Genomic DNA, 24,888 nt, shown 5'->3' with positions numbered 1-24,888 from the left:
GCCGGCCGGCGTGACGTGCGGGGTTACCGTCTGCGGCATGGACGGTGATCGCCGAGGGTGGCGCCAGTGTTTGCTGAGTGGGGCGGTGTTCGCCGTGTGCATGGTCGGCACCACGCTGCCGACCCCGCTGTACGGCCTCTACCAGGAGAAGTTCGGGTTCTCCGAGCTGACGGTGACTGTGGTGTTCGCCGTGTACGCCTTCGGGGTCATCGGCGCGCTGCTGCTGGCCGGCAACGTCTCGGATGCCGTGGGCAGGCGGCCGGTGCTGCTGACCGGCCTGGGATTCGCGGCGGCGAGCGCGGTCTGCTTCCTCTGTGCCGCCGGCCTTGGCTGGCTGTACGCGGGGCGGTTGCTGTCGGGGCTGTCCGCCGGCCTGTTCACCGGGGCCGCCACGGTGTACGTGATCGAGTTGGCGCCCCACGGCGGCACATCCCGGGCCACGTTCGTGGCGACCGCCGCCAACATGGGCGGGCTCGGTTGCGGCCCGCTGCTCGCCGGAGTGCTCGCGCAGTACGCCGTCTGGCCGCTGTACCTGCCGTTCGCCGTGCACCTCGCCATGGTGGCCGCCTCGGTCGCGGTCCTGCTGTGGCTGCCGGAGACCGTTCACGGGACCCGGCCACTGACCGCCGTACGGCCGCAGCGTCCGGGCGTGCCGTCGCAGGTGCGGGCGGTGTTCGGGCCCGCGGCGATCGCCTCGTTCGTGGGCTTCGCGCTGTTCGGAGTGTTCACGTCGGTCAGCCCGGCGTTCCTCGCGCGGTCCCTGGACGTGGACAACCACGCCGTGAGTGGGCTCGTCGTCGCGCTCGCCTTCTTCGCCTCGACCGCGGGGCAACTGGCGGTCGGCAGGGTCGGCACGCGACGATCACTACCGCTGGGCTGCGCCGGGCTCTTCGCCGGACTGGCGCTGCTCGCGGGCGCGCTGCGATGGGACCTGCTGTCGCTGGTGGTGCTGAGCGCGATCGTCGGCGGGTGCGGGCAGGGGCTGTCGTTTCGCGGTGCGCTGTCCGCGGTGGCCGGGGCGTCTCCCGCGGACCGCCGCGCGGCAGTGATCTCGACCCTGTTCGTGGTGGCGTACGCGGGCATCTCGGTACCGGTGATCGGTGTGGGGGTACTGACCGGCCCGATCGGCCTGGAGGGCGCCGGGCTGGTGTTCATCGCGTGCATGGCCGTCCTGGTCTCGATCGCGGTCGTCTACCTGCGCCGACGGCCGGTAGGAGCGAGGGCCTGAGCGCGTACGTGCACGGCGGCTCCCGCACGCCCGCCCGGCCCGTCGAACTCGGCGGCATCAGCGTCGGCGTCCCCGGCACAACGTTGTTCGTTCCTGGCCGCTTGTCGCCAACCGGCCAGTCCGGTGCGGGCGTTGAGCACGGCTCCGAAGGGGTCCAGCACCGCGCGGAGGTCACCGGACCCGGTGTAGTGTCGTAGCACTGGAAGTAAAAACGTGTGTTCACTGCCGGGCATCGACGCCGTTTGACGGAGCAGGGGTCACACGCGCATACGCGGTATCGGACGAGCCGCCACTTCTTCACATCGAAGGAGTGCGTAGTGACTGTCCGCCGTAATGAAGCTGTCGAGCAAGTGGGCGCTCCGCCCGAAGCCTCCCGTTCGCCGCGCTCCCTGCGTGAAGCGGGGGTAGCCCTCGCGGGGCTGTCAGCGGTGTTTCTGTTCGAGATGCTCGACAACTCGATCCTCAACGTCGCACTGCCGACCATCGGCCGCGAGTTGTCGGCGTCAGCGACCGTGCTGCAGTGGGTCACGGGCGTGTACGCCGTCGTGTTCGGCGGGCTGATGCTGGCCCTCGGCGCGCTCGCCGACCGGGTCGGTCGCCGCAAGGTCATGCTGGTCGGGCTGGTGCTGCTGGGCGTGGCGAGTCTGGCGACCGCCCTCGTCACCACGGCGGAGCAGCTCATCGCGATCCGCGCGGCGATGGGCGTCGCGGCCGCGATGACGACGCCGGGCTCCCTCGCCCTGGCGTTCCGCCTGTTCGACGATGACGGGCTGCGGGTCCGTGCGACGACGCTGATCTCGACCGTGGGCCTGGTCGGACTCGCCATCGGACCCACGGCAGGTGGCTTCGTGCTCGCGTTCGCTCCGTGGCGGGTGCTGCTGCTGGTGAACGTGCCGATCGCCGCACTCGCGTTCATCGGCATTCGACACGGCATCCCCGCCGACAAGGCGGACGAGTTGCACCGCGACCCGATCGACGGCGCGGGCGCCCTGCTCGGCACGGCCACGATCGTGCTCACGCTGGTCGCACCGACGCTGTTCGTCGACGTGGGCGCCGCATCGCCGATGCCGTGGCTGACGACCGCGGCGGCCATGGTGGTGGCGGTGCTGTTCGTCCTCCGCGAGCGCTCCGCCCGCTGTCCGCTGCTCGACCTCGAACTCGTCGCTCGCCCACTCGTGTCGAGCGGCCTGGCGTTCAAGGCCGCCCCGGGCCTTGCCACCGCCGGCCTCGGCTACCTCGTGACCCTGCAGCTCCAGCTCGACTGGGGCTGGACGCCCGCCCGAGCGGCTGTGGGAATGGCCCCGCAGGTCGTCGTCCTCATCGCCGGCGGCGCTCTGATCGGTCCACTGGTCACGCGCGTCGGTCTCGACAAGGCCGCCTGGCTCAGCGCCGGAGCCGTGGTGTGCGGGCTCGCCGTCTACGGGCTGCTGGGCCGCTTCGGGTACGTGTGGATCGCCCTCGCCCTCATGCTCGTCTCCGCCGGTATGCGCGTCGTGGGTGTCGTCGCCGGGACCAACGTGATGCGCGGTCTCCCGGCCGACCGCACCACCACGGGAGCGGCGCTGGTGGACACCGCCAGTGAGGTCACGACCGGAATCGGCGTCGCCGTCAGCGGGACCATCCTCGCCGCGTTCTTCACCGGCGACATCGCCACCTCCCACTGGAGCCCCCACCAGACCTCGGAGTTCCGCGAGGCGGTCACCTGGGCCGGCCTCGCGCTCACCGTCCTGGCCGCGGGTCTGGTGGGATGGGGCATCGTCCGTGCCCGCCGTGTCGCGGACAGTGCGAACACGTCGTCGGTGGCCGATGTGGACGGCCGGTAGACGCCGGGCCGAGCTTGTGGCGCTGTACGGGCGCGGGCCCGCCGGGCTGGGTGCCCAGTCGTTCACCCGGCCCGGCGGGAGCGGCCCGATCGACGAGGCGACTGCCGCGCCCGCGCCGCCCGGCTGATCAGCTCGTCATGGCCTCGCGCACCAGTGCCGTGTCGACGAACTGTTCGAAGCGGACGATCAGCCCGCCGCGTACGACGAAGTGGTGGGCGACGCGTACGGCGATGTCCTTGCCCGTGGCCTTGTTGGTGGCGGTGTAGCGGGCCAGGACCACGACGTTCTCGCCGTCGACGACGTAGGTGTCGTCGTGTGCGATCCAGTCGTCCCACTCCTTGCCGAGACGCTCCATCACGTTCGCGGTGACACCGCCGGGCGTGCGGTAGGTGCCGGCGAGCGGGAAGCCGGCCATCTCGGTCCACTCCACGTCGGGCGCGAGCGTGGCGCGCAGCGCCGCCAGGTCGCCGGCCGCCGAGGCCAGGTACTGACGGCGTACCACGTCGGCGGGGGCGGTGGAGGTCGCGAAGTCGGCGCTCGGTGAGGTCATGGTGGTCAGCCCCACTTCATCTCGCCCTTGGCGACCTTCGCCCCGATCTGCGCGGCGATCAGCATGCCGTGGTCGGGGTAGCGCCGCACCAGGGCTTCGGTCAGCGCGGCACCGTCGGCCGCCTTGCCGAGTTCCTCCTCGAAGGCGAGGAGGTAGTCGCGGGTGGCGGCGATCGCGGAAGCGTCGGCCGGGCTGTCGGGCAGGCGGTGGCCGGGGACGACCAACTGCGGGTCGAGGGCGGCCATCTCGTCCAGCAGCCGCACCCAGGCGGAACGGTCGTCGGGGGTGGGGGTGTCGGCGACCCAGACGTGCTCCTGCTGGAAGAGCAGGACGCCGCCGAGGAGGGCGCGCGCCCCGGCCTGCCACAGGTAGTGGCGGTCGGGCAGATCAGCCGGGCCGCCCTTGAGTTCGAAGCGGTGGCTTTCCAGGGTGAGGTCGCCGGTCAGGGGGGTGAGGTCGACCAGACGGGTGGGCAGGTTCGCCCCGAGCGCCGCCCAGGCCTTGAGCTTGCCCTCGTAGGAGTGCTGGATGTGCTCGATGACGATCGGGGTGGCGACGAAGACGGCGTCGGGAAAGGCGTCGGCGAGGACTTCGGCCCCGAAGTAGAAGTCGGGGTCGCCATGGCTGACGTAGACGGTGGTCAGCTTCTTGCCGGAGTCGAGGATTTCGGCGGCCAGCCGGTGGCCGTCGGCCCGGGTGAAGCCGGCGTCGATGAGAAGTGCCTCGCTCTCACCGGTAACGAGCGTGGCCGTCTTGTTCTTGACGCCGGCGGGGAAGTCGAGGTCGAGGACCTTGAAGGAGAGCGTGCTCATGGGGGCTCCTGCGCGGGGGACTGGGACAACGGATCAGTACGAGGCGGGGACGCCGGGGGAGGAGGTTGGGGGAGGCGGTGTCACCCGCGAGCGATCACCTGACAGAACAGTAACTGACGTGTCAGATATTTCTCGAGGGGGTGTGACGTGGGCCACAGGATTGCGGGTGACGTCGTCGGATCAGATCGTCGACGGGACGCAGGTCAGGGAAGGCGGGGCAGCAGGTCCCGAGCCGCGTGGCTGAGGATGCGAAGGTCCTCCGCGAACCGCTCGCGGTCCTCGGGCGGAACGGGCTGTACGAAGTACCGCTCGATGTTCTCCAGGTGGACCCGGGAAGCGCGCACGGTCGTCGTTTCGCCCAGTTCGGTGAGCCGCACCAGCTTTCCGCGCCGGTCGTCCGGGGACTCGGCACGCGCGACAAGTCCCGCCGCCTCCATGCGGTCCACGAGCCGGGTGGCGCCGCCCGTGGTCAGGACCTGCTCCTGGGCGATGGCCCGCATCGGAAGGCCAGGCGCGCCCGCCCGCCCGAGAATCAGCAGCACCTCGAACATGAGGTGGCTGATCCCGCACTCCTCCTCGAGCGCCCGACCGAGGATGTACTCCAGCCGGTTGGCCGCCCCCTGCAGCCGTCCGAACGCCAGGATCAGCTTGTCGTCCGCGGCCTCCTTCGCCGTATTGATCCCCGCCTGCTCGCCCACGGTCTCGCCGCCCCTTCGTCGTCCCGGTGTCACCGTACCGATCATGCCCTGACGTGGGCCTCGCGTCCGGCCGGTACCGCATCACCGCCGATCTTCGCTGATCTTCGCTGATCGGGGCGCGCCCCTGGGGCACGCCGAGGCCGGCCGGGATCCGAGGCAGGATTCCGGCCGGCCGGGTGGGCCGCGCGGGTGTGGTCAGGCGGCCTTGCCGGTCACCGAGGTGCCGGACTTGGTGACCTGGTAGGTCACCGTGGCGCCGCTCCAGAAATGGAAGGTGAGGGTGACGCGCGAGCCGTCCTTGACCGCGTTGAAGAACTCGGGGGTCAGTTTGATGGCGTCGCCGGTGTACGCCGAGAAGGCGGTGTCCCACTGCTGGTAGGGGGTCCAGTCGGCGGGGCCCGCGTTGCTTCCGTCCTCGTACCGGGCCTCCATCGTGGCCAGGACGTCACCGCGGAACCGGGTGGGGATGGCGAAGGCACCGGTGCTTCCGTCGGCGTCCGACAGCACCGGGGCGTCGTACGTGATCACGTCGATCCGCCACGGGACACCCCGGGAGAACCTGGCCTCCAGGGTTGCCTCGACTCCGTACGCGCGCTCTCCGGCCAGCCTCGTCAGGGCGGCGGCCATCAGGGTGAGCCGGTCGCCGGACACCGTGTAGTCCCTGCCTTCGGCCAGTTCGCGACCCGCGTGCCACAGTCCTTGGAAGTTGGTTCCGTTGGAGTTCAGGGTGAGCGTCTGACTGGTGATGGCGCTCGACTTCGACAGGAACACCTGGTCGCTGGAGGCGGTCCCCGAACGGGTGCTCCAGCTCGACTTGATCTGCGCGAACAGCTCCGGGTCGCGCCACTGCAGAGTGGTGCGGTTCAGGAACTGCCCGGCGTCCCACAGCATGGTGGTGAGCTTGCGCCGGCGGGCGTGGTCACCGAGGAACTCGAAGTACTTGAGCTGCTCGCCCCGCTCGATGATGCCGGGGCGGTTGTGGTCGTAGGCGAGCAGGGCGTACTCGCCGATGATGACCGGGATGCCGCGCGCGACGAAGGTGTTGTAGACCCGGTCGAAGGTGCCGGTGAGGTCCTGCTCCGAGGTGGCGTCGAAGCGGGTGTACCCGGCGATGTTCACACTGAAGGGCCAGAACCCGTAGAAGTGGATGGTCGTGGCCACCATGGGGTCGTTCAGGGCGGTCAGTTCGGCGGCCAGCGCGTCCAGCCGTGACTGGTCCGCGTTGGTGTAGAGGGTGGGCAGTACGAGCAGCCGGGTGGCGTTCTTGCCGCCGGACGCACGGACGATCCGGTGGAACTCGCTGTTGAGCTCCTTGAGCAGCCGGTAGTTCTCCTCGTCGCCCGAAGTGCCGCTGAACGTCGGCTCGTTGATGCTCTCGAAGACCACCTTGGGTGAGGTGTCGCGGAACGCCGCAGCGATCTGGGTCCAGGTCGCGTCGTACCTGGCGAGGACGGCGTCATGGTCGGCCGGCAGTTGGTTGACCCACATCCACGAGTCGTGGTGCATGTTGAGCAGGACGTACAGGCCCTCGGCCTGAGCCCAGTCGACGACCTGCCGGACCTTCGCCATCCAGGCCGCGTCGATCGCATGGTTCGGCGCCGCGCCCTGGTGGGTGCCCCAGGTGACGGGGAGCCGGATGCTCCTGAACCCCTGCGACTTGACCTTCTTCAGAAGTGCCCGGGTCACGGGCGGGTTGCCCCAGGACGTTTCGTCCGGGATGGCGTCGTAGGTGTTGCCCAGGTTCCAGCCGGGCTGCATGGTGGCCACCGCGCTTCGGGCCGCGGGGGAACCCGCCGACGCCGACGCCGACGCCGACGCCGACGACGGTGTATCGGCGTGTGCGGCGGTCGGAGCCAGGGGGAGCAGGACGATCACCAGGGCGAACGCCGCGAGCCGCCGGACGGGCCGGGAGGATCCGCGTCGCCGGGCAAGGAGTCTGGCCAGTCTCGTCATCAGGTGCGCCTTCCACGGTGGGGGACAGCGAAAAGCTTGCAGGCGGTACCGAGTTGAAGCCGGAGTCGGACGCGCGACCCTCACGAGTCGAACCTTCGACGGAGGAAACTTTCGTCGATCGCGCCGGTGAATGTAACAAGGGGACGTGCCGTTAGCTACCTGTCCGGCCAGGCGGAGTGCCAGAATGCTGCCGTACACACAGGTGACTTGTTCGGCCCGCTTTCGTTCACCGCCCGAACCGGTGGGCGAGATGGGGCCGGTGACGGGGGAAGACGACCTTGGCGGACCGCGGAACTGACGGGCTGGCAGATCAGGAACGCCCGCGAGGCGGTGACGCGACCCGGCCGGTCACCATCGCCTACATCGCCGAGTCGGCGGGGGTGTCCGTCCCGACCGTGTCCAAGGTGATCAACGGCCGGTCCGGGGTGTCGGCGGACACCCGTGCCCGGGTCGAGGAACTGGTCAACAGGTACGGCTACCGCAAACCCGCGGGGGCCAGTCGCAGCAACACCGTGGAACTCGTCTTCCGTGAGCTGGAGAGCATGTGGGCGGTGGAGATCATCCGAGGCGTGGAACGGGTGGCCCGTCAGCACGGCGTAGGAGTCCTGGTCTCCGAGTTCGGTCTGCACGACACCACTCCGACGACCTGGGACGACACGGTGTCCCGACGCCCCGACTGCGTCCTGTCCGTGGCTCAGTTGTCCGAGGCCGAGCGGGAGCAACTCAGGGCGAAAGGCATTCCGTTCGTCGTTTTCGACCCGACCGTCGAGCTGCCGGACGACGTCCCCTTCGTCGGTGCCACCAACTGGTCGGGAGGCCGGGCCGCGACCCGTCACCTGGCCGAACTGGGCCACCGCCGGATCGCGATGATCAGCGGGCCCGAGGACGTGCTGTGCTGCTGCGCCCGACTGGACGGCTACCGCTCCGCGCTCCACAGCGCGGGCCTGCCGCTCGATCCGGAGCTCGTCGCGCACGCCGGCCTGACCCGCGACGACGGCTGCGCCGCGGCCCGTGCCCTGCTGGCCCTGCCGAAGCCCCCGACCGCGATCTTCACCGCCAACGACCTCCAGGCGCTCGGTGTCTACCAGGCGGCGCGCGAGGCCGGACTGCGCGTTCCTGAGGACCTGAGCGTGGTCGGCTTCGACGACCTGCCGGTGGTCGCCTGGGTGGATCCGCCGCTGACCACCGTCCACCAGCCCCTGACCGAGATGGCGGTCGCGGCGACCGAGATGGCTCTCGCCCTCGGCCGCGGCGAGAGCACCCCGCAGGCTCGACTGGAGATCGGGACGACCCTGACCGTCCGCGCCAGCACCGCGCCGCCGAAGAACTGATCCGATCCGCGTCGAGACCCGGAGGAAACTGTCGCCCTCGAAAAGGAGAAAGTTTCCATCACGTCGGTAGGTAGGTGCCCGGCACGTCGCCACCGGCGACCTGGACCTCATGCGCATGTGGCGGGAGCGTGCCCGTCAGGCGGGCCGCAACTCGAACCAGTCGAAGGCCGCGCTTCCCCGCGTGGCGTACATGCCGAAGACCCGGCCGGTGAAACCGCCGGCGACCTCGGTGGTGAGGTAGCGGCCGTCGAGTTCGGCGAGGACCTCGAAGTCGCCGCCCTCCGTCTCGTAACCCAGGCGGAGGGTGTCGGGGCCGCCGACGCGCAGGCCGGGCGGCGGAGTGGACCCGGGGACGCGGGAGGTGACCGTGGGCGGCAGGACATCCGAGGTCGTGACCTCGATCCGGAGCTTCACCGGGCCGGAGGGCCTCGCCCGTTCGGCGACAGTGTGACGCAGCGGGCCGATCCTGGCGATCGCCCGGACCGTGCCGTCACTCACCTCCACCTCGTAGTGGTGTGCCTCGTCCAGCCGCACCGCGAGTCCGCCCCGGCCGCCGTCGATGACCTCGACGAGAGTGCGCACGGTGCAGTCGGCGTCGCGCTGCCGTCGTCCGACGAAGAGTGCGCCGGGCGTGTCGAGGCTGTCGGCGCGGGCGTGCAGCACCAGGTGCCCCGGCCGCTCGTCGAGACGGACGGCCTCGGGGTCGTGCCGTCGCGGCGACACCCAACTCGGCGCGAGCGCGGGGGAGTCGAAGTCGTCCAGGTCCGGCTCCTGCGGCCAGGGGTGCGGTGGCAGTGCCGGTGCCTGCGCACGCAGTTCCAGCGGTCCGGGCAGTGGCCATGCGTCCTCCCACCGCACCGGCGCCAGGAACGTCTCCCGGCCCATGCCGTGATACCCCGGGGTGTCGCCGCGCGGCCTGGTGCCCAGCAGCACCATCCACCACGTGCCGTCGCCCGCCCGCACCAGGTCGCCGTGGCCGGTGTTCTGCACCGGATGGTCGGTGCTGCGGTGGGACAGAACCGGGTTGGCCGGGTGTGGTTCGAACGGCCCCGGCAGCGTACGGGCCCGGGCCACCGACAGCGCGTGGCCGCGTTCGGTGCCGCCCTCCGACAGCAGCAGGTACCACCAGTCGCCGACCCGGTACAGGTGCGGCCCCTCGGGATACTGCAGCCCGCTGCCCGACCACATCGGCACCGGCTCTCCGAGCAGTTCGCCGGACTTCGGGTCGATGCGGACCCCGCGGATGCCACCCGAGGAGAACACGCACCAACAGGTCCCGTCCTCCTCCCAGGCGAGGTCGGGGTCGATGCCCGGTACGTCGACCGGCACCGGGTCCGACCACGGGCCGGCGGGGTCCTCCGCGGTCACCAGGACGGTCCCCGCCCCCGCGACGACGGTCGTGATCAGCCAGAACCGGCCGTCGTGGTGGCGCAGTGTGGGCGCGTACACCCCCGTGGAGGAGGGCGCCGAGTCGGGCAGCGCGAGCTGCGAGGGCCGGTCCAGGGCGTTGGTGATCAGGCGCCAGTGCACCAGGTCGCGACTGTGCCAGATCGGTACGCCTGGTACGTATTCGAAACTGGATGTGGCCACGTAGTAGTCGTCACCGGCCCGGCAGATGCTCGGATCGGGGCTGAAACCGGGTATGACGGGGTTGTCGAAGAACGCCATGTCCGTCCTGAGGGGTGTGGTCGGGAGAAGTGCGCCACGGGGAACCGTCCCCGCGGGGTCGCCGGTGCCCGGTACGGGCAGGTCGGCGGGCACTGATGCGGTACTCACAGCGGGCAACCCCTTGGAAGCCGGAAACTGTTGAAGCGCTTCGAAAGGTTCCACGTCGGTTGCGCCGTGTCAATGAGCTATGGATATGGGATGAACAGGGAGGGCGGGAATCGAAGCGCTTCGACATGGACGCCCGAGGTGCGTGACGGACCGCCCCGGTGGAATCTGATGGTCATGAACCGTAAGGGCGTGCGGGACAGCGGAGGACACGACGCTCAGAGGCTTCTGGACGACCTCTATGCGACGCCGCCACCCCATTTCGTACCCCGCCGGGAAGAGCTTGCCGCCGAGGCCAGGACGGAAGGGCGGGTGGACGACGCCCGCCTGATCCATGCCGCTCGTCGGCCCACACTCGCGGCCTGGGCAGCGAACGTGCTGCTGCGCTCGCAGCCGGTGGCGAGTCGACGGTTCCTGGAACTGGGGCGGGCGCTGCGTGAGGCATACCGCACCCTGGACGCGGACGGCGTCAAGAACCTGTCCGAACAGCGGCGGAGCATCGTCTCCACCCTGTCTCGGCAGGCTGCCGCACTCGCCCGCGAAGCCGGCCATCCGCTGTCGGACGCGGCGCAACAGGAGGTCGCATCCACTCTGCAGGCTGTGCTCGCCGATCAGGACGCGGCGGACCTATGGGCCACCGGCCGACTGCAGAGCGCCCTCACCCCGCCCGCGGACTTTCCGTCCAGCGCCGCCGCCACAGGCGCGCCCCCGAAACCGACCCGGGCGCCGACCGCGCCGCCGTCTTCGGGGACGCGGGCGAAGGAAGAACTCCCCCAGCGTCGCCGCCAGAGGCAGGAACAACTCACGCAGGTCCGCAAGTCCGCCAAAGCCGCCGACCAGCGGCTTCGTCAGCAGCGCGCCGAACAGGAGGAGGCTGACGCGTCGATGGAGCAGGCCCGCGACCGGCGCGACCAGGCCCGCCAGCAGGTGACCGCGGCCGAGGACCAGCTGCGCCAGGCACGCGAGGAATCCCAGAAGGCCGAGCAGGAACAGCAGGCGGCTGAGAAACGGTGCCGGGCGGCGGCTGACGCCGTGGCCAGGGCCGAACGAGCGGCGCGGGACGCCTCGCGGGAGGTCGAACGGTTGGCCGGTCCCGTCAGATGACACCTGATGCGGCGACTTGCGCTCCGGCCTGACGGCTGCGGCGGCACATCGACGGAACGCGATCGCGCCTTCGCATCTGCACGCCGCGCGCCACCATGCCGCTCGCACACGACAGCGCTCAGCCGCACAACAGGCGACGGTGAGCCGTTCACTCGGACGGCAGGGCACCCAGCCGGTGCACCAGGTCCGCCGCCACGGCCGGTGGCAGGGACGGGTTGGCTGCCGCTGCTTCCACCACCTGCCCGTCGGCGTCGTCGAGCAGTCCCACGATGACCGGCGGCGGCAGTGCCGGATGGCCGGCGGCCAGATGCCTCGCCCGGGGGTCCGTCAAGCAGGCGAGCAGAGCCTGCGCCGTGGCCTTCGGGTGCCGGGCGATCTCGCGGAACGCCCTCCGCGCTGCCCGTTCGTGCCGGGTCAGGTCCTCCAGGAGTGCAGGGCTCGCGTCCGGATTGGTCGCCACCCTGGTGAGGACCTGGACACCGAATCGGTCGACCATGGCGCGCAACCGCGCCTCACTGAGGCCCGGGTGCGGAGCGACGGACTTGACCACTTTCGCGTCGGCGTCGCAGGCCAGCGCGTCGCGGATCTCAGGCGGCAGATCGCGTCGTTGGGCCACGAGCACGCGCGCGTCCGGGTTCGGCGACTGGGCCAGCTGCCGTACCTCCGCGGGAGACGCGGCGGCGATCCGCGGCAGCAGCGCGGCGCCGATCCTGAGGGCGCCGGCCAGGCGGGTGAGCACGTCGAGCGGCACGCGAGGGTTGTGTGCGAGCCCGCGCCGCACGTCGTGGTCGTGGTCGTCGGCCAGCGTGCGGATCAGCGCGTCGTCGATCGCGGGGTTCTCGGCGAGGTCGGCGCGGACACCGGGAGCGGGGTCCGCGGCCAGCCGGGCGCACACCTCCGGAGGCAGGTCCGGGCGGTCGGCGAGCGCCCAGCGCAGGAGCAGCGAAGGGTGGTCCGCGAAGCCGACGACTGCTTCGGTGGGCGTCGCCGGGTTGTGCAGTGCGGCCCGCTGTATGTCGTGCGTGGTGGACTCGTGGGACCCGTCGCAGGAGGCGCCCGGCCGCAACTCGCAGTCGGGCCACGGGCAGTCCGGCTCGTGCACGAACGGTGTCGTCTCCCGGTCGCAGACCAGGCATCGCCGCGCCGCGGGCAGCCCCTCGCCGGTGATGAGCGCCGCCAGTACGTCCGGGGGTGTCGCCTCGTTGGCGGCCACCGTGAGCCGGACCTCGGCATGCGGATGTCCGGCGAGCGTGGCGGCCACGTCGGGTGTGGCCCACCACGCGAGCTCCGCGACGACACATACGTCCGGGTCCGCGACGAGCGCCTCCACCACGTCGGCCGGGAGACCAGGGCAGGCAGCCAGCTTTTTCCGGTGCGCCAGGACCGGACTGGTCGCGAGGAGACGCGCCCACTCCGGTCTGCCGGTCTGCTCGTCGAGCATGGCCAGGGCGACGAGCGGCTGAGCCGCGGGATCGACGTCGGCGGGAGTCAGCAGGCCCTGATACGCGAGCGGCACACCCCTCTCCTCGACGCGTGAGAACAACGCGACCGCCTGTGCGTGGCTGAGGTCCGCCCGGCCGACGAGGTTGACGGCGATGTCCTCGTCGGCGACCGCGATCAGCCGGTCGACCAGCTCGGACGAAAGGGCCGTATTGGCGGCGAGCCCGTACAGGAGATGATTCACAGAGGGCATCCTGCCGGGACCGTGACCGATCGGCTCAGAATTTTGACGGTGGCGGAATCTCGGTTGCCGAACAGACGCGCCGCCCCGATCCTGAGGCGATGAGGTACGTCAAATGCGGCTGAGGCTGCGCCAGTTCAGGCCCCGGACCGGGCCGTACGAGCATCGTGTCGTCCAGCCCCGACAGCCGCTTCGCCACACCTCCCTGACCGCCCCCGAACCCATCGGCCTGCTGCTCGGCGACCACGACGGGCTGAACCGGCTGGCCGGCCTGTTCTCCTTCGCCGCCTACTCCCGGAACACCATCGTCCACGTGCCGTTGCGCGACGGCGTCCCGCCCGACGAGGGGTTCGGTGAGCCGGTCGACCTCGTCCTGGCCCACCACACGCTCGGCCTGCGCCCCAGCAAGTGGCCCGATCTGCGGCGCAAGTTGGTGAACGGCCCCGCGCTGACCGTCCGCACCGACGAGGCCCGCACCGCCCGGGACGCGGCCTCCTGGCGAGAGCGCTGGGAGCATGCCGGCTTCCGGGACGAGCTGCGGCACGCCACCCACGCCCGGACGTTCTTCCTGTTCGGCAGCCGGGACGTCTTCGCCGAGACCGCCATGGACTTCGCCTATGCGGCGGGCTGGGGCCCGCGCCACAAGCGCGCCGCCGAAGGCCACTCTGCGCTGATGTCGTCACTCCCGACCTTGGTCCAGGCGCCGGGCGGCGGGCACCCCTTCGAGGTGATGATCTGCTTCAAGCCGTATCCGCCCTACGCCCACTTCAAGCGGCCGGGACGCTGAGCCGGCCGTCCATGCCCGGTCCGGCGCGCGGTCGGCACGGCTGACCACCGAGGACCGCGGTCGCGGCACGCCCGACCGGGAGCGGGCTATGTGTCGCGTGCGGCATGAGTACCCAGAAGGTCCTCCAACGCGGCCGACATCCCGGCGACCAGGTCACGCCTCGGGTCGATGAGCCACTGGAGTTGAAGCCCGTCCCACACCGCGACGAGGGCGCCCGCGATGCGTTCGGCGTCCCTGGTGTTGGAGATGCGGCCCTCGTCCTGGTCCCGGCGTACGGCGACGGCGAGGCCTTCGATGGTCCTCTGGTACCTGTCACGGAACCACTCGTGCGCCGGGTGGTCCGGAGCCGAGGCCTCGGCGGCCATGAGGGCGAGAAGCCTCAGCATCTCCGGCCGTTCGAGGTTGCGGCGGACGTACCGCAGGACGGCATAGGTCACGCCACGTCCCCGGGTGTCCGACTCGAAGGATTCGATGCTGGCGGAGTCGGTGGTCTCGAGGACGGCCACGAGGAGCTCGCTCTTGCTGGGAAAGTGATGCACCACGCTGGTCAGGCTCATGTCCAGCTGCTTCGCGATCTCGCGCAGCGACCCGCCCCGGTAGCCCCGGGCCGCGAACACGGAGGTCGCCGAGCTGACGATCTCCGCCCGGCGTCGTGCGCTCTTGGCATACGGGCCCCTCCGGGTGGTCGGGCGAGCCGCCGTCTCTTCAGTCATGACACCAACCCTATGGCGGCCGCGACCGTCTCCGGCCGCGTCGCCGTCGTATCCGTTCCGTCCCCGTGATCCGCCGTGCACAAGCTCGGACGGGTGCAGCGATCGTGAAGATGCCTTCTCGTCGGTCGAAAGTATGGCACTCGTTCGGGTTTCGCAGTACGGTCTCGCTCACCTGCACCACTGCGTGCGGATTTGCCGCTCACGCATCGATCGGGTGGAGAGGAACGAGCAACTGTGTTCATGACAAAGTTTTCGAAGGTTCTGGTCGGCGGTGTGGCCGCCACGCTGATCCTGACCGGCTGCGGCCGCGCCGATAAGGGAACCGACCGGGGTTCCGCGGGTGCGCCCATCGACGGTTCGCCGGCCACCGGCGACATATCCGTCTGGGCGATGGGAACCGAGGGTGAGCTCCTGCCCAAGCTCGTCGCCGGCTTCAAGAAGAAGAACCCGGACGCGAAGGTGCACGTCACGGCGGTTCCCTGGCAGGACTACACCAAGAAGGTGGAGACGGCGATCGCGTCCGGAGACACCCCGGACGCCACCCTGGTGGGCTCCGCCGACCTCGCGAACTTCGCCGCCACGGGCGGGCTGGACCAGGTCCCGCCGAAGCTCGTCGACGCGTCGGCCTTCTACAGCGGTGCCGTCCGGAGCGCCACCGTCGACGGTGCCGCGTACGCCGTCCCGTGGTACGTGGAGACCCGCTCCCTGTACTACCGCAAGGACATGGCACAGGCCGCAGGGGTGTCCGCGCCGAAGACGTGGAGCGAGTACCCCACCTTCCTCGCGGCGCTCCAGAAGAAGGGCGCCAAGTGGGGCCTGTCGTTGCCCACCGGCGCGGCGTCGACCTGGCAGGGTGTGCTGCCTTTCATGTGGCAGGCCGGGGCCGGCGTCATGAACGGGGACAGGACCAAGTTCACCTTCGACACCCCGGAGGCGCTCAAGGGGCTGAAGTTCTACCAGTCCTTCTTCACCTCGAAACTCGCCAGCCGGAACGGTCCGGTGAGCCTCGGGGAGATCGAGCCGCAGTTCGTCGCCGGTTCCACCGCCGCACTCATCTCCGGCCCGTGGGAAACCGGCCTGCTCAAGTCGGCCGGAGGGGCGTCCTTCGTCGGCGACAAGGTCGGAATCGCCCCGCTGCCGGCCGGGCCGAAGTCCAACGCGAGCTACATCGGCGGCGGTCACTGGGCCGTGTTCAAGGACGCCAAGAACCGCGACGGGGGCTGGAAGTTCGTGCGGTGGATGTCCCAGCCCGACGTACAGAAGCAGTGGTACGACATCTCCGGAGATCTGCCCGCCGTGCAGTCGTCCTGGAACCAGGGAGAACTGGCGACCGACCCCTTCCTGGCCGTCTTCCGGTCTCAGCTCAAGACCGCGCAGCCGGGACCGAACGTCACCACGTGGAAGCAGGTCACCGCGGTGGTCGACGCCGAGTCCGAGAAGGTGGCCAAGGGAGTCACCTCGCCGAAGGCGGCCCTGCGAAGCATCCAGGCGAAGGCGTCGACGATCGGAACCGGAGGCCCGCGATGACGTCCGCGTCCGTGGAAACCGCTCCGCACCGGGGCGCCCCCCGGCGACGGACGGCGGCGTCGCAGATCGCCTCGCAACGCCGCCGCCACACACTGATCGCCTGGGCCTTCTGCTCCCCGTTCGTCGTGCTGTTCGCCGCCTTCGGGCTCTGGCCGGTCCTCTCCTCCCTGTCGATGAGCGTCTCCGACATCACCAGCCGGGACGTACGCACGCCGTTCAGCGTCAACTTCGTGGGCTTCGACAACTACGCCACCCTGTTCGCGGATCCCACTTTCGTCCGGGCCGGCCTCAACACGCTCTATTTCGTCGTCGTGGGAATCCCCTCGACAATGGTGATCGCGCTCGCCGTCGCCGTCGCTCTCAACTCCGGTATCCAGCGCGCCAAGGGCTTCTTCCGCGTGGCCTACTTCGCTCCCGTGGTCACCAGCATCGTGGCGGTGGCCGTCGTCTGGCGGTATCTCTACAAGCCGGACGGGGTGGTCAACTCCGCGCTTTCCGCAGTGGGAATCAGCGGACCGGACTGGCTGAACGACCCCGACTGGTCGATGCCCGCGCTCATCATCATGGCGGTGTGGCGCAACTTCGGCATCCCCATGGTGATCTTCCTCGCGGGACTCCAGTCGGTGCCGGCCGAACTGCACGAGGCCGCACGCATCGACGGCGCTTCGAAATGGCGCGCCTTCCGCAGTGTCACCCTGCCGCTGCTCCGGCCCGCCACTCTGGTCGTCGCCGTCCTGCTGAGCATCAGTTACCTGCAGTTCTTCGAAGAACCGTTCGTCATGACGAGCGGCGGTCCCCTGGACAGCACCACATCGATCAGTTACTACGCCTACCAGCAATTCGGCTTCGGCAACTACGGGGTGGCTTCCGCCGCTTCGTACGTACTCGTGGCGGCCATCGCGCTGCTGAGCGTCGTCCAATTCCGAATCTTTCGAGCGAAAGCCTGACATGACCCTCATCGCTGCTAGGACGAGGCCGGCAGACCGGGCTGTCGGTTCACGCCGCCGCTTTCCCGTCGCCAATGTTCTTCTCTACTGCGCCTTGACCGCGGGTCTCCTCGTGACGCTGGCGCCGTTCGCCTGGATGTTTCTGGGTTCGATCAAGCCGACGGGTGAAATCGTCGCGCATCCGAGCACCTGGCTGCCACAGACCTTGACCTTCGCCAACTTCGAACAGCTGCTGTCCAAGCAGAACTTCGCACTGTATTTCGTCAACAGTGCGGTGGTCGCGCTGGCCTGCGTCCTGGGAAACCTGCTCTTCTGCTCGATGGCGGCGTACGCGTTCGCGAAGATCGATTTTTCCGGGAAACGCCTGCTGTTCGGTCTCGTCCTCACCATGCTGATCATTCCTGGTGTCACCACATTCGTTCCGCTGTTCGTGCTCGTCAGCAACATGGGGCTGAGCAACACCTACCTAGGATTGATCCTGCCGTTCCTGGTGACACCGTTCGGCGTCTTCATCATGCGGCAATTCATTCAGGACATTCCCGATTCGTTGGTCGAGGCGGCTCGTCTCGACGGCGCGAGCGACATGCGCATCTTCCTCAGGGTGATTCTGCCGCTCACCCGTCCCGCCCTGGCGACACTGGCGATCCTGACGTTCCTCGGGCAGTGGAACAACTTCCTGTGGCCCCTCGTCATCGCGCAGACCGATGACCACTACACCTTGCCCGTCGCGCTCGCGCTGTTCTCCGTGGGAGCCAACAGCACCAATTACGGCCTGCTGCTGGCCGGCGCGGTAGCGGTGGTCGCTCCGATCATCCTGCTCTTCCTGGCCCTGCAGAAGCACTTCGTCCAGGGAATCGCCAACACCGGCATCAAGTAGGGCGCGACAGCGCTCCCCATGACTCGAACACACCGTGCGGGCACCGCGCGGAGGACTGGAGAACCAACGATGCTTCGTCCACAGGACGGCCCCACCCGCGAACAACGCTCCCTGGGCGGCTTGTGGAGGTTCCGGCTGGACGCGGAGGGAACCGGCCGCGTCGAAGGCTGGTGGCGCGAACCCCTCGCGGGGGCCGCGGACATCCCGGTCCCGGCCAGCTACAACGACATCTTCCCCGAGGCGGCCGTCCGCGACCACGTCGGTGACGCCTGGTACCAGACCAGTGTCTGGGTGCCCGACCGGTGGGCGGGGGAGCGGATCGTCCTGCGATTCGACGCCGCGACACATCGCGCGACCGCCTGGGTCAACGACACCGAGGTCGCCCGGCACGAGGGCGGCTACACCCCGTTCGAGGCGGACGTCACCGCACATCTGCGGCCAGGAGCCCAGAACCGTGTCACCGTCGTGGTCAACAACGAACTGACCTGGGAATCGATCCCACCGGGCCGCATCGAGGAACGTGCCGACGGCCGCCGGGTGCAACGCTACTTCCACGACTTCTTCAACTACGCGGGCCTGAACCGGCCGGTCTGGCTGTACACCACGCCGCCCGCGCACATCACCGACATCACCGTGGCGACGAGCTTCGAGGACACCACGGGTGTCATCGCCTACGAGGTGGACAGCACCGGGGGCGCCCGGACCCAGTCGATCCGGGTGTCGCTGCGGGACGCCTCCGGCACCCAGGTGTCCGCGGCCACCGGCGCGGCGGGCACCCTGCGCGTACCGGACGTGCACCCCTGGGCTCCCGGCGACGGGTACCTGTACGAACTCGAGGCCGCGCTGCTGGACGCCTCCGGCGGACTCATCGACAGCTACCGCCAGTCGGTGGGCGTGCGCACCGTGGAAGTGCGGGGCAAGGAGTTCCTGATCAACGGAACCCCCTTCTATTTCAAGGGGTTCGGAAAACACGAGGACGCCGCGGTGCGCGGCCGCGGCCACGACGACGTGCTGATGGTGCATGACTTCGCGCTGCTGGAGTGGACCGGCGCGAACTCGTTCCGGACCTCCCACTACCCCTACGCCGAAGAGGTCCTCGACTACGCCGACCGGCAGGGCGTGGTCGTCATCGACGAGACCGCGGCCGTCGGTCTGAACCTCAACATCGGCGGCGGCATCTTCGCATCCGGCCGTAAGGTGTCGACGTTCTCCCCCGACACCGTGGGTGACAGCGCCCAGCGCACCCACTTGCAGGCGCTGAGAGAACTCGTGGCGCGCGACAAGAACCACCCGAGCGTCGTGTTGTGGTCCGTCGCCAACGAGCCCGACAACGTGCAGCCGGAGGCACGCGACTACTTCGCGCCGCTGGCGCGGGAGGTGCGCCGTCTGGACCCCACCCGGCCCGTCGCCTACGTCAACGCGCTGATGGGTTCACCGGAAGAGTGCGTGGTCACCGACCTGTTCGACGTCGTACTGCTCAACCGTTACTACGGCTGGTACTTCGGCGCCGATGACCTGGAGGCGGCCGAGACGGACCTGGAGACGGAGCTGCGTCAGTGGGCCGAGCACGACAAGCCGATCGTCATCACCGAGTACGGCGCGGACACCTACTCGGGTCTGCACAGCGTCGTGCCCGGCCCGTGGACCGAGGAGTACCAGATCAAGCTTCTCGACCTGTACCACCGGGTGTTCGACCGGGTCGACGCGGTCGTCGGCGAGCAGATCTGGAACTTCGCCGATTTCGCCACCGCGCCCGGCGTCTTCCGCGTGGACGGAAACAAGAAGGGTGTCTTCACCCGTGAGCGCCGGCCCAAGGGCGCTGCGTTCACCCTGCGGACCCGCTGGCGCAAGACCGACTGAACCGACTGAGGGGGCGGGCCGTGGTCGGCCCGCCCCCTCGGCGATGGCTCACTCCGCCTGCCCAGTGCCGCGACAAGCAGCAGGCGGACACCACCTAAGGCGTCACCTCCGCGTTCTCGTACTGCTTCGCGGGTTCGGGTTCGGGCTCGGCGGCCCGTGGGGTGAACATCAGGCGCAGCCCGAGGGTGGCGCAGAGCGGGCCGAGGGCACACATCGCGGCGGCGCTGACGAACGCGGCGTCCAGATGGCCGGCGTCGTAGCCGAAGCCGCCGAAGTACGTGGCGAAGACGGACGCGAAGCCGAAGAACATGCCCGGGATGAGAGAGAAGGGGCGCAGCCGGCCGGTGGCCAGCAGGGTGCCGTTGACGACGAAGATCACCACGGCCAGTGCCAGGGTCTGGGCGAAGGCTCCGGTGCCGAACATCGTGCCCGTCTCCCGGTTGAGCAGCACGGCCACCACCCCGAATCCCGCACCCGTGGTGGTGGCGGTGATCATGGCGATGGCGTTGGAGCGGCTCGGGCCGCCTTGGAGGAACGTTCCCGCCCAGGTGATGAAGATCGCCCATGTAGGCATCTTGAGCGGGCTCATCAGCAGGAAGACCGTGGCGAAGGCGACGATCGAGGCGCTGACCTCGTGCGGCAGTCTGATGCGTCCGGTACGGACCGTACGTACGGTGCTCATGGCTAGGCCAACCCGCCCGGCTTGGCCAGCAGTTCCCTGATACCCGTGTCGATGAACTCGGTGTCCTTGGGACTGCTGCCGCCGCCGGCGAAGTGACCCCAGATGCCGGGGATCACGCGCAGTTCGGCGCCCGGGATGTGGCTGACGGCCCAGGCCTCGTCCTCCGGCGGGAAGTAGAGGTCCTTCTCGGCGGGCATGTCGAGCGTGGTCGCCTTGATGGAGCCGAGTGCCGCCTCGGTGTCCCCGTTGAATCCCGGGGTGAGCCCTACGTCGCCGTTCTGCCAGGTCCAGAGCATGGCGAGGAGGTTGTTGGGGTCGCGGCCGTCGAGGAAGAAGCCCTCCCAGAAACCGACCAGGAAGTCCTCCAGGGAGGTGAAGCCGAGCTTCTCGTACTCCTTCTCCCAGTAGAACGCCTGCGAGAAGCCCCACCCCGCGTACACCCGGGCGAGCGCCCGCAGTCCGGTGGTCGGCCACTTGTCCTTGTCGTACCAGCCGCCGGCGAAGACCGCGTCGGCGGTCAGCGCGGCCTTGACGCCCTCCAGGAACACCTTGTTGTGGAGGCTGGTGCGCGGGGAACCGCAGAAGGGGGCGATCCGCTCGACCATCTCCGGGTAGCTGACGGCCCACTGGAACGTCTGCCCCGCGCCCATCGACCAGCCGGTCACGAGAGCGATCCGCTCGATGCCGAACTCCTCGGTGACCAGCTTGTGCTGGGCCTCGATCTGGTCGTACACCGTGATTCTCGGGAAGCGGGCCCGGTCGTACGGTGGCGGGGTGTTGCTCGGCGAGCTGGACAGGCCGTTGCCGAGCATGTTCGGGACGATGATGAAGTACTCGGCCGGGTCGAGGGCCATGCCGGGGCCGATGAGCCACTCGTTGTCCCAGTGCCGCCCGGAGTACCAGGTGGGGTAGACGATCACGTTGGACTTGTCGGCGTTGAGTTCACCGTAGGTGGTGTAGGCGAGGTGCGCGCCGCGCAGGGTGGCGCCGTGCTGGGTGGTGAAGTCACCCAGCTGGAAGGTGAGATGGTCGCTCATGGGGCTGCCTTTCAGGGGTTACGGAACCGGGAGGCCTGGCACTGCTCTCAGGAGGTGACGGCGCACTGGCCGCGGTCCGCCTTCCGCGGTCCCTCGGCTGTCGGCCGGATGTCGAAGTCGAAGATCGCCGTGGGGAGGTAGAGGGTGCTGCACGCGTTGGGGATGTCCACGACGCCGCTGATCCGGCCCTCGATCGGGGCCGAGCCGAGCAGCAGGTAGGCCTGCTCGCCGCTGTAGCCGAAGGTCGTGAGGTAGTCGACGGCGTTGAGGCAGGCGTTGCGGTACGCCATCGTCGCGTCGAGGTAGTGGTTGGTGTCGGTCTCGTGGTCGACGGAGATGCCGACGAACGAGATGAACTCGGTGTACTGGGGCGCCACGTTGCCCGGCATGAAGATCGGGTTGGTGGTGACGCCGTACTTCTCCATGCCGCCCTTGATCAGGTCGACGTGCAGGTCGATGAAGCCTCCCATCTCGATGGCGCCGCAGAAGGTGATCTCGCCGTCGCCCTGGCTGAAGTGGAGGTCGCCGCCGGACAGGAGGGCGCCGGGGACGAGGACGGGGTAGAAGACCCGGGAGCCGCGGGTGAAGTTCTTGATGTCGTGGTTGCCGCCGTTCTCGCGGGCCGGGACCGTGCGGGCACCTTCGGCGGCGATGCGGGAGGCGGCCTCGCCGACCGCCGTTCCGGCGAGGGCGTTGTCGGCGAGCGGGGGCAGGGCGAGCGCCGGCACGCGATGCGGGTCGGTGTCGATGAGGGCCTGTTCGCGGGCGTTCCAGCGGGCCAGCAGTTCGGCGGAGGGCGCGGTGCCGAACAGGCCGGGGTGGGTGATGCCGGTGTAGCGGACGCCGGGGAGGTGGCGCGAGGTCGCCTGCTGGCCGTGGAAGTCCCAGACGGCCTTGTACGAGTCGGGGAAACGGTCGGTGAGGAAGCCGCCGCCGTTGTTCCTGGCGAAGACGCCGGTGTAGCCCCAGCCCTCCCCGGAGCCCTCGCCCTGTGCCTGCGGTACGGGACCCAGGTCCAGGATGTCCACGACGAGTAGGTCGCCGGGCTCGGCGCCCTCCACGGCGATGGGGCCGCTGAGCATGTGGGCGTGGGTGAGGTCGACGTCGCGGACGTCGTTGGCGGAGTCGTTGTTGCCGATCTGGTTGTCGGTCCAGTCGCGGCACTCGATGCGGAGGTCCGTGCCCGGCTTCACGGTGACGGCGGGCGGGATGTCGGGGTGCCAGCGGTTGTGGCCGGGGACCTTCTGGTCGCGCATGGACATGGCCTGGTCGACGCTGAAGACGACGTCGGGCATGGGGTGCCTCCAAGGGCAGGTGGGCCGAGCGGCCGGTCAGGGCTTCGGCAACTGGGCGTGCCGGGGGTCGACGTGCGGGGCGGGGCGACGGCGGGACGGCGGCACCTCGGTGACGACGCGCGGTTCGTGGGCGCTGGCTTCCTGGGCGCGCAGGGCGCGGGCCAGCGGAGGGGACGTGCGGTTGAGCATCGGAGCGGTGAAGACGCGGCGAGCCTGGTCGCCGCAGGCTTCGCAGGCTTCTTCGGGCAGGGCGCGGCCGATCGGACGGATCACGTCGAAGGGGCCGCAGTCGGCGCAGCGGTATCGATAGGTGGCCATGGACAACCAACCTCCAAAAGCTTCGAGAAAAAAGTATTTCTGACCGAAGTAATTGGGCAAGGGTTGGGCGAGTTACGTCCGTGTAAAACGATGGCGGCGCCGCGATTTCGGCTACGGCAGCTGCTGGAGCACGTCCCACCGCAGCCCGTCGGCCGCGGCGAGGAACACACGCTGTTCGAGGTGGCGGTCCTGTATGCGGACCGTGCCGCGCGGAGTCTCGTACTCGAGTCCCTCGGCGGCCGCCTGGATCCGGGTCACGTCCACCGTTTTGGCCCGGCGCAGCAGCTCGATGAGCATCCGGACACCCTCGTAGCAGGACTCGCCGAGGCTGTTGAGCACCGGTGCCCGGGGCCCGAACCGGCGTCCGTAGGCGGCGGCGAAGTCGAGGCCGGACGCGGTCGGCAGGTCCTCGAAGTACCCGGCCGAGGTCATCAGGCCCCGGGTGTTGTCCGGACCGGTCGCCAGCAGGACGTTCTCCTCGATCAGCGAGCTGAAGCGGATGTGGTCGCGGTCCAGCCCGGCGGCGGTGAACGCACGGTTGAAGAGGACCGCGTCGTCACCGATCAGCAGCATGAGGACGGCCTCACAGTCACTGGCCGCGACCCGGGCCAGGACCGGGCCGAAGTCCTTGGTGCCGAGCGGAACGTACATCTCGTCGCAGACCTCGCCGCCGAGTTCGCGCAGGTAGCGGTGGGCGGCGCGGGCGGAGGAGCGGGGCCAGACGTAGTCGTCGCCGACGATGGTCCAGCGCCGGATGCCGAGTTCGCCGGCGAACCACCGCAGCGCGGGCCGCAGTTGGCGGCCCGGGGTCTCGCCCGTGAGGAACACGCCGGGGGACCGCTCGCCGCCTTCGTAGAGCGCGGTGTAGACGTACGGCACGCGGCCGTCGATGCGCGGGGCGACGACCTCGCGGACGGCGGAGATGTGCCAGCCGGCCACCGCGTCGACGACCCCGCCGGAGATCAGCGCGTCGACCTCGCTCGCGACCTGCTCGGGCGGTGCGCCACCGTCGACGAGCGACAGTCGCAGCTCCCGGCCCAGCACGCCGGACTCGGCGTTGACCTCCTCGGCCGCGAGCTGGGCACAGCACTCACAGGACGGACCGAAGATCCCGGCCGGGCCCTGGAGGGGGACCACCAGGGCGACATCCAGCGCGTCCCCGGTCCGGCCTGCCGGAGAGCCGAGCCGGACAGACGCCTTCTCGATCATAGGCGCTCACACTAGCGATACGTTGCTACGAGAATATTTCGCGGCGATAAGGAAATGACTGTATCGTGGAACTGCCCCAGGCGTACCCTGTCTGCCGCGTGAGCCCGCACGAAGCGACCGTTGCAGCCCCCCACACCCACGACGAATCTTGGCAGGGCGATGACCACGACCACCCCCTCTGTCACAGCCGACCTCGACCTGGCGCGAGCCCTCACGCTCGTGGAACGCTCCGTCGTCCAAAGGCTCGGTGAGGCGCTGAAGGCGGAGGGCGCGACGCTCGAGGAGTGGCGCGTGCTGTCGTTCCTCGGCGACGGCGCCGGACATCCCATGACCGAGGTCGCCGAGTCCGCCCTGCTGACCGCGCCGACCCTGACCAAGGTCGTCGACCGCATGGTGTCCCTCAATCTCGTCCTGCGCCGGGTGGACGACACGGACCGGCGGCGAGTCCTGGTGTTCGCGTCGGAGCGGGGCGGCGAGGCGCTGACCCGCTGGACGGCGGCGGTCGAACGCGAGCAGGAGCACATCGTGACGGCCCTCGGCTCCGAGGAGACGGCCCTGCTGCGGACGCTGCTGCAACGGGCCTCGAGGCGGCTTGCCTGACGGGCGCACACCGGAGAGAGGGCCACGACCGGGAATCGTGGCCCTCTCGTCGTCCCGCAGGGGGAGCGAAGCACGCCGCTGCC

At 69.6% G+C, this 24,888-nt stretch carries 22 protein-coding genes; 10 read left to right on the top strand and 12 right to left on the bottom strand.

Annotation, left to right across the window (positions count from 1 at the left end):
• Positions 1-37 precede the first annotated feature (37 nt).
• Together ABZ027_RS26005 and ABZ027_RS26000 are read left to right on the top strand one after the other, a co-directional pair.
• Complete coding sequence (locus tag ABZ027_RS26005) at positions 38-1,228, top strand: MFS transporter (protein WP_356772334.1); 1,191 nt, start codon at positions 38-40, stop codon at positions 1,226-1,228.
• 428 nt (positions 1,229-1,656) lie between these two features.
• A complete protein-coding gene (locus tag ABZ027_RS26000; RefSeq protein ID WP_356772332.1) occupies positions 1,657-3,051 on the top strand; it encodes an MFS transporter in 1,395 nt (464 codons plus the stop codon).
• Between the two features lie 127 nt (positions 3,052-3,178).
• On the opposite strand, the gene ABZ027_RS25995 is transcribed toward ABZ027_RS26000, so the two are convergent.
• From ABZ027_RS25995 to ABZ027_RS25980, 4 genes are all read right to left on the bottom strand, one after another.
• Complete coding sequence (locus ABZ027_RS25995) at positions 3,179-3,601, bottom strand: nuclear transport factor 2 family protein (RefSeq protein ID WP_356772330.1); 423 nt, start codon at positions 3,599-3,601, stop codon at positions 3,179-3,181.
• Positions 3,602-3,606: 5 nt separating this feature from the next.
• Positions 3,607-4,413 carry an MBL fold metallo-hydrolase gene (locus ABZ027_RS25990; RefSeq protein ID WP_356772328.1) on the bottom strand — a complete coding sequence of 269 codons (807 nt, stop codon included), beginning with the start codon at positions 4,411-4,413 and terminating at the stop codon, positions 3,607-3,609.
• Positions 4,414-4,616: 203 nt separating this feature from the next.
• Positions 4,617-5,111: a MarR family transcriptional regulator gene (locus ABZ027_RS25985; protein ID WP_356772434.1), complete on the bottom strand. Its 495-nt coding sequence runs from the start codon at positions 5,109-5,111 to the stop codon at positions 4,617-4,619.
• A 195-nt stretch (positions 5,112-5,306) separates the two neighbouring features.
• On the bottom strand, positions 5,307-7,064 hold the full coding sequence (locus ABZ027_RS25980; RefSeq protein ID WP_356772326.1) for a cellulase family glycosylhydrolase: 1,758 nt from the start codon (positions 7,062-7,064) through the stop codon (positions 5,307-5,309).
• A 302-nt stretch (positions 7,065-7,366) separates the two neighbouring features.
• On the opposite strand from ABZ027_RS25980, the gene ABZ027_RS25975 reads away from it, so the two are divergent.
• Positions 7,367-8,395: a LacI family DNA-binding transcriptional regulator gene (locus ABZ027_RS25975; RefSeq protein ID WP_356772432.1), complete on the top strand. Its 1,029-nt coding sequence runs from the start codon at positions 7,367-7,369 to the stop codon at positions 8,393-8,395.
• Positions 8,396-8,530: 135 nt separating this feature from the next.
• Here the strand turns inward: ABZ027_RS25975 and ABZ027_RS25970 are convergent, their stop codons facing one another.
• Positions 8,531-10,063 (bottom strand): glycoside hydrolase family 43 protein, encoded by a 1,533-nt coding sequence (locus ABZ027_RS25970; protein WP_356772430.1) that lies wholly within the window; start codon positions 10,061-10,063, stop codon positions 8,531-8,533.
• Positions 10,064-10,345: 282 nt separating this feature from the next.
• On the opposite strand from ABZ027_RS25970, the gene ABZ027_RS25965 reads away from it, so the two are divergent.
• Positions 10,346-11,272: a hypothetical protein gene (locus ABZ027_RS25965; RefSeq protein WP_356772324.1), complete on the top strand. Its 927-nt coding sequence runs from the start codon at positions 10,346-10,348 to the stop codon at positions 11,270-11,272.
• Positions 11,273-11,420: 148 nt separating this feature from the next.
• Here the strand turns inward: ABZ027_RS25965 and ABZ027_RS25960 are convergent, their stop codons facing one another.
• Positions 11,421-12,956 (bottom strand): hypothetical protein, encoded by a 1,536-nt coding sequence (locus tag ABZ027_RS25960; RefSeq protein ID WP_356772322.1) that lies wholly within the window; start codon positions 12,954-12,956, stop codon positions 11,421-11,423.
• 112 nt (positions 12,957-13,068) lie between these two features.
• Here ABZ027_RS25960 and ABZ027_RS25955 point away from each other — a divergent pair, with 112 nt between their 5' ends.
• Positions 13,069-13,740: a hypothetical protein gene (locus tag ABZ027_RS25955; RefSeq protein WP_356772320.1), complete on the top strand. Its 672-nt coding sequence runs from the start codon at positions 13,069-13,071 to the stop codon at positions 13,738-13,740.
• Between the two features lie 86 nt (positions 13,741-13,826).
• Here ABZ027_RS25955 and ABZ027_RS25950 read toward each other — a convergent pair whose 3' ends face one another.
• The gene (locus tag ABZ027_RS25950; RefSeq protein ID WP_356772318.1) at positions 13,827-14,453 is read right to left on the bottom strand and encodes a TetR/AcrR family transcriptional regulator; all 627 of its coding nucleotides are present in this window, start codon (positions 14,451-14,453) and stop codon (positions 13,827-13,829) included.
• A gap of 240 nt (positions 14,454-14,693) precedes the next feature.
• Between ABZ027_RS25950 and ABZ027_RS25945 the strand changes: the two genes are divergently transcribed.
• The 4 genes from ABZ027_RS25945 to uidA all read left to right on the top strand — a co-directional run bounded on the left by ABZ027_RS25945 (position 14,694) and on the right by uidA (position 19,664).
• Positions 14,694-15,980 (top strand): sugar ABC transporter substrate-binding protein, encoded by a 1,287-nt coding sequence (locus ABZ027_RS25945; RefSeq protein ID WP_356772316.1) that lies wholly within the window; start codon positions 14,694-14,696, stop codon positions 15,978-15,980.
• Complete coding sequence (locus ABZ027_RS25940) at positions 15,977-16,927, top strand: sugar ABC transporter permease (RefSeq protein ID WP_356772314.1); 951 nt, start codon at positions 15,977-15,979, stop codon at positions 16,925-16,927. Before ABZ027_RS25945 ends, ABZ027_RS25940 begins: the two co-directional genes overlap by 4 nt.
• Before the next feature lies 1 nt (position 16,928).
• Positions 16,929-17,804: a carbohydrate ABC transporter permease gene (locus tag ABZ027_RS25935; RefSeq protein ID WP_356772312.1), complete on the top strand. Its 876-nt coding sequence runs from the start codon at positions 16,929-16,931 to the stop codon at positions 17,802-17,804.
• 69 nt (positions 17,805-17,873) lie between these two features.
• Positions 17,874-19,664, top strand: coding sequence for a beta-glucuronidase (uidA, locus tag ABZ027_RS25930; RefSeq protein ID WP_356772311.1), 1,791 nt, complete (start codon positions 17,874-17,876; stop codon positions 19,662-19,664).
• 94 nt (positions 19,665-19,758) lie between these two features.
• On the opposite strand, the gene ABZ027_RS25925 is transcribed toward uidA, so the two are convergent.
• From ABZ027_RS25925 to ABZ027_RS25905, 5 genes are all read right to left on the bottom strand, one after another.
• Complete coding sequence (locus tag ABZ027_RS25925) at positions 19,759-20,346, bottom strand: DUF1097 domain-containing protein (protein WP_356772309.1); 588 nt, start codon at positions 20,344-20,346, stop codon at positions 19,759-19,761.
• 2 nt (positions 20,347-20,348) lie between these two features.
• Positions 20,349-21,383 (bottom strand): alpha/beta fold hydrolase, encoded by a 1,035-nt coding sequence (locus ABZ027_RS25920; RefSeq protein ID WP_356772307.1) that lies wholly within the window; start codon positions 21,381-21,383, stop codon positions 20,349-20,351.
• Between the two features lie 47 nt (positions 21,384-21,430).
• The gene (gene fmdA / locus ABZ027_RS25915; protein WP_356772305.1) at positions 21,431-22,678 is read right to left on the bottom strand and encodes a formamidase; all 1,248 of its coding nucleotides are present in this window, start codon (positions 22,676-22,678) and stop codon (positions 21,431-21,433) included.
• A gap of 36 nt (positions 22,679-22,714) precedes the next feature.
• A complete protein-coding gene (locus tag ABZ027_RS25910) occupies positions 22,715-22,996 on the bottom strand; it encodes a zinc ribbon domain-containing protein (RefSeq protein ID WP_356772303.1) in 282 nt (93 codons plus the stop codon).
• Between the two features lie 111 nt (positions 22,997-23,107).
• On the bottom strand, positions 23,108-24,205 hold the full coding sequence (locus ABZ027_RS25905; RefSeq protein ID WP_356772301.1) for a substrate-binding domain-containing protein: 1,098 nt from the start codon (positions 24,203-24,205) through the stop codon (positions 23,108-23,110).
• 159 nt (positions 24,206-24,364) lie between these two features.
• Between ABZ027_RS25905 and ABZ027_RS25900 the strand changes: the two genes are divergently transcribed.
• Entirely contained in the window at positions 24,365-24,805 is a 441-nt protein-coding gene (locus ABZ027_RS25900; protein WP_356772299.1) for a MarR family winged helix-turn-helix transcriptional regulator, read from the top strand.
• Positions 24,806-24,888: the final 83 nt, after the last annotated feature.

This window comes from Streptomyces sp. NPDC006332 (assembly GCF_040612855.1).
Classification (GTDB): Bacteria; Actinomycetota; Actinomycetes; order Streptomycetales; family Streptomycetaceae; genus Streptomyces.
Note: the sequence above shows the minus strand (reverse complement) of the source record. Positions and strands in the feature narration are given on the sequence as shown.

What these genes read in the sequence shown, in the direction of transcription:
- ABZ027_RS25955 (WP_356772320.1), top strand. Translation starts at nt 13,069, where the DNA reads ATGCGGCTGAGGCTGCGCCAGTTCAGGCCCCGGACCGGGCCGTACGAG.
- ABZ027_RS25920 (WP_356772307.1), bottom strand. Translation starts at nt 21,383, where the DNA reads ATGAGCGACCATCTCACCTTCCAGCTGGGTGACTTCACCACCCAGCAC.
- ABZ027_RS26005 (WP_356772334.1), top strand. Translation starts at nt 38, where the DNA reads ATGGACGGTGATCGCCGAGGGTGGCGCCAGTGTTTGCTGAGTGGGGCG.
- ABZ027_RS25940 (WP_356772314.1), top strand. Translation starts at nt 15,977, where the DNA reads ATGACGTCCGCGTCCGTGGAAACCGCTCCGCACCGGGGCGCCCCCCGG.
- ABZ027_RS25925 (WP_356772309.1), bottom strand. Translation starts at nt 20,346, where the DNA reads ATGAGCACCGTACGTACGGTCCGTACCGGACGCATCAGACTGCCGCAC.
- ABZ027_RS25995 (WP_356772330.1), bottom strand. Translation starts at nt 3,601, where the DNA reads ATGACCTCACCGAGCGCCGACTTCGCGACCTCCACCGCCCCCGCCGAC.
- ABZ027_RS25900 (WP_356772299.1), top strand. Translation starts at nt 24,365, where the DNA reads ATGACCACGACCACCCCCTCTGTCACAGCCGACCTCGACCTGGCGCGA.
- ABZ027_RS25950 (WP_356772318.1), bottom strand. Translation starts at nt 14,453, where the DNA reads ATGACTGAAGAGACGGCGGCTCGCCCGACCACCCGGAGGGGCCCGTAT.
- ABZ027_RS25970 (WP_356772430.1), bottom strand. Translation starts at nt 10,063, where the DNA reads ATGGCGTTCTTCGACAACCCCGTCATACCCGGTTTCAGCCCCGATCCG.
- uidA (WP_356772311.1), top strand. Translation starts at nt 17,874, where the DNA reads ATGCTTCGTCCACAGGACGGCCCCACCCGCGAACAACGCTCCCTGGGC.
- ABZ027_RS25965 (WP_356772324.1), top strand. Translation starts at nt 10,346, where the DNA reads ATGAACCGTAAGGGCGTGCGGGACAGCGGAGGACACGACGCTCAGAGG.
- ABZ027_RS25910 (WP_356772303.1), bottom strand. Translation starts at nt 22,996, where the DNA reads ATGGCCACCTATCGATACCGCTGCGCCGACTGCGGCCCCTTCGACGTG.
- fmdA (WP_356772305.1), bottom strand. Translation starts at nt 22,678, where the DNA reads ATGCCCGACGTCGTCTTCAGCGTCGACCAGGCCATGTCCATGCGCGAC.
- ABZ027_RS25905 (WP_356772301.1), bottom strand. Translation starts at nt 24,205, where the DNA reads ATGATCGAGAAGGCGTCTGTCCGGCTCGGCTCTCCGGCAGGCCGGACC.
- ABZ027_RS25990 (WP_356772328.1), bottom strand. Translation starts at nt 4,413, where the DNA reads ATGAGCACGCTCTCCTTCAAGGTCCTCGACCTCGACTTCCCCGCCGGC.
- ABZ027_RS25980 (WP_356772326.1), bottom strand. Translation starts at nt 7,064, where the DNA reads ATGACGAGACTGGCCAGACTCCTTGCCCGGCGACGCGGATCCTCCCGG.
- ABZ027_RS25945 (WP_356772316.1), top strand. Translation starts at nt 14,694, where the DNA reads ATGACAAAGTTTTCGAAGGTTCTGGTCGGCGGTGTGGCCGCCACGCTG.
- ABZ027_RS25935 (WP_356772312.1), top strand. Translation starts at nt 16,929, where the DNA reads ATGACCCTCATCGCTGCTAGGACGAGGCCGGCAGACCGGGCTGTCGGT.